The following is a 5,482-nucleotide window of genomic DNA, read 5'->3' as shown; positions in this document are numbered from 1 at the left end:
AGAAAAAGATGCTACCAGAAAAATTTCAGAAGTTTTTTCTACCATTGGTGCTTATGACAAAGCTTTAGAAAATTACCAACAATATGTGGCGCTTGTAGACTCTTTATATATTAGAAAAGAACAAGAAATACAGCAAGCAAAACGTTTTACAAAAAGAATTGCAGAGAATCAAAATAGAATTGCAAGTTTAGAAAAAGACAAAGATTTAGTGGCTTTAGACAAAGAGTTGGCAGAAGAAAAAAATAAAAATCAAAAAGCAATTATTAACACCTTAATTACAGTAATAAGTTTGTTGATATTGTTAGCTTGGTTTATGTATAGAAACAGCAAACAACAAAAATTAGCCAATAATTTACTCGCCTTAAAATCGATGCGTTCTCAAATGAATCCGCATTTTATTTTTAATGCTTTAAACTCTGTAAACAGTTTTATTGCGGTAAATGATGAGCGAAATGCCAACCGTTATTTAAGTGAGTTTTCAGTTTTAATGCGTTCGGTTTTAGAAAATTCAGACGAAGATTTTATTCCTCTACATAAAGAAATAGAGTTGTTAGAATTATATGTAAAATTAGAACACAATCGTTTTAAAAATAAGTTTGATTATCAAATAAATGTAGATGAAAACATCAATTTAGAGCAATTTTCAATTCCGCCAATGTTATTGCAACCTTATATAGAAAACGCAATTTGGCACGGATTAAGATATAAAAAAGAGAAAGGAAATTTAATCATTTCTATACAGCAAAAAGACACTGAAACTGTTGCTATTTCTATTACAGATGATGGCATTGGACGCACACAATCGCAAGCTGTAAAAACAAAAAATCAGCTAAAACAAAAATCTAAAGGAATGAGTACGATTAAAAACAGAATTAAAATTCTGAATGATATGTATAAAGACAGAATTGCTGTAGCAATTTCAGATGTTTTAGAAAACGGAGAAGGTACTAAAGTAACCCTGTTGTTAAAGAAAAAATAGAATGAAGTGAGGAGGTTGAAGTAGGAAGTCAGATTTAAAACTTTCATCTTCAAACTTCATACTTCCAACTTAAATACTATGAAACTAAAAGCCATTATTGTAGAAGACGAACAAATTAGTAGAGATATTTTACGAAATTATGTTTCTAAATATTGCCCAAATGTTCAATTGTTAGGTGAAGCAGAAAATATAGAGGAAGCTTATAAACTGATTCAGAAACACGAACTAGATTTGGTATTTTTAGATGTAGAAATGCCATTTGGTAATGCGTTTGATTTGTTAGAAAAAGTAGAAAACAGAACTTTTGAAACCGTTTTTGTAACTGCTTACGACCATTATGCCATAGAAGCATTAAATAACCATGCAAGCTATTATTTACTAAAACCAATTTCTATAGACGAGTTGATAAAAGCAGTAAATATAGTTGCTGAAATTAAGGAAAAAGAAAACGAATTACAGCATCAAATATTAGCACCAAAACCCAATACAGCTGCAGGTAAAATTACCATACCACAACAAGATGGTTTTGAGGTATTAGATATTAATGATATTGTTTTTTGCAAAGCAGATGATAATTATACAGAAATTCATTTGGCAAATTCTAAAAAATTAGTAAGCAAAACTTTAAAATATTTCGAACAAGCTTTGAGTAATTATACATTTGCAAGAATTCATAAATCGTATTTGGTAAATGTAAATGCAATCACCAAGTATAAAAAAGGAAAAGGTGGCAGTGTCATTGTTTCTAACGGAAAAGAAATCTTGGTTTCTGCCTCTCAAAAGAGTAATTTGTTGTCTTATTTTAAATAGATTTTGTTTAAACCAGTTTGTATTGGATTCTAATTATGATTGAAATAATAATTCTAAATTAGTAAACCAAACAACTAAAAACTAAAATTATGCCCATAATTAAATCAGTAAACAATAAACATCCACAAATACCAAAAGATTGCTTTGTTGCAGAAAATGCCACTATTTTAGGCGAAGTTTCTTTAGGCACAGCATGTTCTATTTGGTACAATGCAGTAGTTAGAGGAGATGTCCATTTTATAAAAATTGGTAACAAAGTAAACATACAAGATGGTGCCGTAATTCACGCAACGTATCAAAAATCACCCACAATTATTGGTAATAATGTTTCTATTGGTCACAATGCAATTGTGCATGGTTGTACAATTCACGATAATGTTTTGGTAGGTATGGGTAGCATTATTATGGATGATTGTGTTGTAGAATCTAACTCAATAATTGCAGCAGGAGCAGTAGTTACAAAGAATACGCATGTAAAAAGTGGAAGCATTTATGCTGGAGTACCTGCAAAAAAAGTAAAAGATATTTCTCAAGAATTAATTTCTGGAGAAATAGATAGAATTGCCAACAATTATGTTAAATACTCAAGTTGGTTTAAAGAGTAAAAAACTTATTTTTTTAAAAAATTTGTAATTGTTTTTTGGGCGTTTTAACAGGCTATCCATTCTATCTTTTTTTCGTACCTCAAAAAAGGATGCCATTTCTATCCTTAACGCAAAAAGGAACACTCAAAATCAAACCCGATCTCTATTTAGAAATCGGGTTTTACATTACAAATCAATAAACTATTTAACTAAATAGTATTACTATTTTCTTCTTACTTTTTTACCTCTTTTATTTTGCATTTTCTTCATCATCATTTTCTTTCCTTGCATTTTTCTTAGTTTCTGCATTTTTTCAAACTTCTCAAATTGCTCTTTGTTTAAAATTTCTTTCATATTATTTCTCATAGCAATTTGATTGTCTAACATTTTACTTTTTACAGCATAAATTTCATCAGCAGTAGGTCTTTTTCTTTCTTTTCTAGCTTCTTTTCTTTTTTCCATAAAAGCTTTTCTTTCTGCCATTTTAGCTGCAATTAAAGGCTTAATTTTGTTTTGTTGTTTTTCAGATAAATCTAAAGCTAAAGTCATTTTTTTAACGGCTAAATCTGTATGTTGTTCTACAGATAATTTTGGTCTCCTTTGATCTCTTTTTTTGTTTTTCTGAGCTTGTGTTGTAAATGTAAAAGCAAATACAAATACTAAGATGGTTGCTAAATTCTTCATGTTTTTTAAATTTAATTTATATTTTTTATAACTCTAAGACCTTGTATTTTTAAAAAGGTTTAATTATAATTGTCTAATTAATAGTATTTTAACATATTAAATGGAAAAAGCTCAAACACTATTAAGTATTTGAGCTTAGTTAATAACTAATAAAATCAACCCTAAAATTAGTTATTGTTTCTTTTTAGATTTTCTTTGTGCTTGTAGTTTTTCAAATGCCACAAATTGGTTTTCCGATAAAATACTTTTCATTTTTGTAATCATTACTTTTTCACTCTCTTTCATCTGCTTACGCATCATTTTTCTGTCTTCTTTAGATGGTTTTGTATTTGCATCTTTTAAAGCTTTTCTTTTTGCAGCAATTTTACTTCTGTCTATCATTTGGGCAGTTAAAAGAGGTTTTATTTGCTCTTGTTGTATTTTAGATAATTCTAAATCTACAGACAATTTCTTTAAAGCCCTTTCTACTTTTTTATCAATAGAAATATTGTTCCCCTTTTTTTGAGCTTGGGCAGAAAAAGTTACAGCCAAAACTACAATTACAATACTTATTATTTTTTTCATTTTTGTTATTATTTATACTTCTTAGACCTTAAAAAAAACAAAAGGTTTAAATTTGTAATTCTATTTATAAATAATTAAATTATTTGCATGAAAAATTTTATTTACTTCTTTATTCTTTTGCCATTACTAGCTTTTGGTCAAGTTCAAAACAAAGACTCTGTAAAAGTTGATTTAAGCAATCCGCATGCAACTATTTACACACATTTATATTTTTTGCAATCCGATTCTTTTCAGCCTAAAAAAGCAGCAAAAACTATTTATGGTATGTCTGAAAGTAACGCAGAAAAAAAGGCCATTAAAATAAAGCAGGTTCTTGATGGAAAAGGTTTGTATGTAGATTTAAATAGAGTGCCAACAAATCCTATGTATAAAGATACTGTTGGATATTCTTCTTATTACAAGTATATTTTGTTTCCTCAAAGAATGCCACAGATTTACGTAGAAAAAATTGGCGATAAATGGTATTATTCCTCAGAAACTGTTGCAAAAATAGACGATTTATACAAAGAGGTTTTTCCTTGGTACATTCAACAAATACAAGAAGTAATCCCCGTTTACGGACATAAAAAGTTTTTCGGTATCGAACTGTGGCAGTTGGTTGCGCTTGTTTTAATTTTTGTTTTGGCTTACGTTGTATTTTTAGTCTCAAAAAGAGTTGCTTTTTTTCTACTACAAAGAATAAAATCATTGATTAATAAAAAAACCTCTTTTGAAGTAAATACAGTTTTAAAAAAATTAGCGCATCCTATTAGTCTTTTAGTTACAGCATCTTTTATAGATAAATTATTTCCTTCTTTACAATTTGGTTTAGAAACCAATACTTGGGTGTTTTTAGCCCTGAACATTGCAGAAACTGTTTTTTGGATTTATGTTTTCTTGAAACTTGTAAAAGTAATTATGAGAATTTATAGTGAGTTTACAGAAACGACTCATAATAGATTAGATGATCAATTAGCACCTATCGTAAATAACTTTTTTACTGGTTTGGTTATTGTAATTGGTGTTTTTAGGCTTTTAACACTTTTTGGCGTAAATACAACAACGATGTTGGCAGGCGCAACCATAGGTGGTTTGGCATTTGCTTTGGCATCTCAAGACACTGTAAAAAATCTAATTGGTACAATAATGATTTTTTTAGACAAACCTTTTCATATAGAAGATTGGATTGAGGCTGGAGAAGTTGTTGGAACCGTAGAAAAAGTTGGATTTAGATCTACAAGAGTTAGAGCTGCAGATACTTCTGTGTATCAAATACCCAATAGTAAATTGTCTGAAATAGTTATCAATAACAAAGGTTTGCGTTTGTTTAGACGTTACAATACAAACTTAGGTTTACGTTATGATACACCACCAGAATTAATAGAAGCTTTTGTAAAAGGAGTTAGAGAAATTATTATTGCACATCCAGAAACACGTTCAGATTCCTATAATGTAGAATTTACAGGATTTGGCGATTCTGCACTTTTAGTAATGGTAAATGTATATTTTAAAAGTTTGGCTTGGGGTGTAGAGCAGTCTTCTAAACATAGATTACATATGGCTATTGTAAAATTGGCAACAGCATTGGGTGTAGATTTTGCATTTCCATCTACCACTGTTACCATAGAAAACTTTCCAGAAAAAAAGGGCATCAACCCAAAATACAATACAGAGTCTGAAAGAGTGAATGATGCTATTGCAAAAGTTTTAGCAGAATTTAACCAAGAAATTGTAGAAGGTAAAAATGAAGAAAACAGACTAGAATAGTCTTTTTAATTTGTTTTAGAGGATTTTAGAGGTGAATTTATCCAATAATCATCTTTTAATGTTAAGCTTGTTATTTTAGATTTTGATAAAGGCAAACTCTTGTCTATAAAATTAT

General features: G+C 29.1%; 6 protein-coding genes. 4 read left to right on the top strand and 2 right to left on the bottom strand.

All coding sequences use genetic code 11. From position 1 onward, the window contains the following. From ACTG3S_RS06345 to ACTG3S_RS06335, 3 genes are all read left to right on the top strand, one after another. Nucleotides 1–979 (top strand): sensor histidine kinase (locus tag ACTG3S_RS06345; RefSeq protein ID WP_439128523.1); only part of this gene is annotated, 979 nt, incomplete at its 5' end. A 78-nt stretch (nucleotides 980–1,057) separates the two neighbouring features. Then, entirely contained in the window at nucleotides 1,058–1,789 is a 732-nt protein-coding gene (locus ACTG3S_RS06340) for a LytR/AlgR family response regulator transcription factor (protein WP_439128522.1), read from the top strand. A gap of 89 nt (nucleotides 1,790–1,878) precedes the next feature. Then, complete coding sequence (locus ACTG3S_RS06335; RefSeq protein WP_439128521.1) at nucleotides 1,879–2,394, top strand: gamma carbonic anhydrase family protein; 516 nt, start codon at nucleotides 1,879–1,881, stop codon at nucleotides 2,392–2,394. 201 nt (nucleotides 2,395–2,595) lie between these two features. Here the strand turns inward: ACTG3S_RS06335 and ACTG3S_RS06330 are convergent, their stop codons facing one another. Further along, entirely contained in the window at nucleotides 2,596–3,057 is a 462-nt protein-coding gene (locus ACTG3S_RS06330; RefSeq protein ID WP_439128520.1) for a hypothetical protein, read from the bottom strand. A gap of 171 nt (nucleotides 3,058–3,228) precedes the next feature. Then, complete coding sequence (locus ACTG3S_RS06325) at nucleotides 3,229–3,621, bottom strand: hypothetical protein (protein WP_439128519.1); 393 nt, start codon at nucleotides 3,619–3,621, stop codon at nucleotides 3,229–3,231. 87 nt (nucleotides 3,622–3,708) lie between these two features. Between ACTG3S_RS06325 and ACTG3S_RS06320 the strand changes: the two genes are divergently transcribed. Further along, nucleotides 3,709–5,367 carry a mechanosensitive ion channel family protein gene (locus tag ACTG3S_RS06320; RefSeq protein ID WP_439128518.1) on the top strand — a complete coding sequence of 553 codons (1,659 nt, stop codon included), beginning with the start codon at nucleotides 3,709–3,711 and terminating at the stop codon, nucleotides 5,365–5,367. The last annotated feature ends 115 nt before the right edge of the window (nucleotides 5,368–5,482 follow it).

The organism is Polaribacter sp. (assembly GCF_965656025.1).
Lineage (GTDB): Bacteria > Bacteroidota > Bacteroidia > Flavobacteriales > Flavobacteriaceae > Polaribacter.
Note: the sequence above shows the minus strand (reverse complement) of the source record. Positions and strands in the feature narration are given on the sequence as shown.

Bases quoted from the DNA above. Each gene is read 5' to 3' on its own strand.
- ACTG3S_RS06340 (WP_439128522.1), top strand. From the start codon at position 1,058: ATGAAACTAAAAGCCATTATTGTAGAAGACGAACAAATTAGTAGAGAT.
- ACTG3S_RS06335 (WP_439128521.1), top strand. From the start codon at position 1,879: ATGCCCATAATTAAATCAGTAAACAATAAACATCCACAAATACCAAAA.
- ACTG3S_RS06330 (WP_439128520.1), bottom strand. From the start codon at position 3,057: ATGAAGAATTTAGCAACCATCTTAGTATTTGTATTTGCTTTTACATTT.
- ACTG3S_RS06325 (WP_439128519.1), bottom strand. From the start codon at position 3,621: ATGAAAAAAATAATAAGTATTGTAATTGTAGTTTTGGCTGTAACTTTT.
- ACTG3S_RS06320 (WP_439128518.1), top strand. From the start codon at position 3,709: ATGAAAAATTTTATTTACTTCTTTATTCTTTTGCCATTACTAGCTTTT.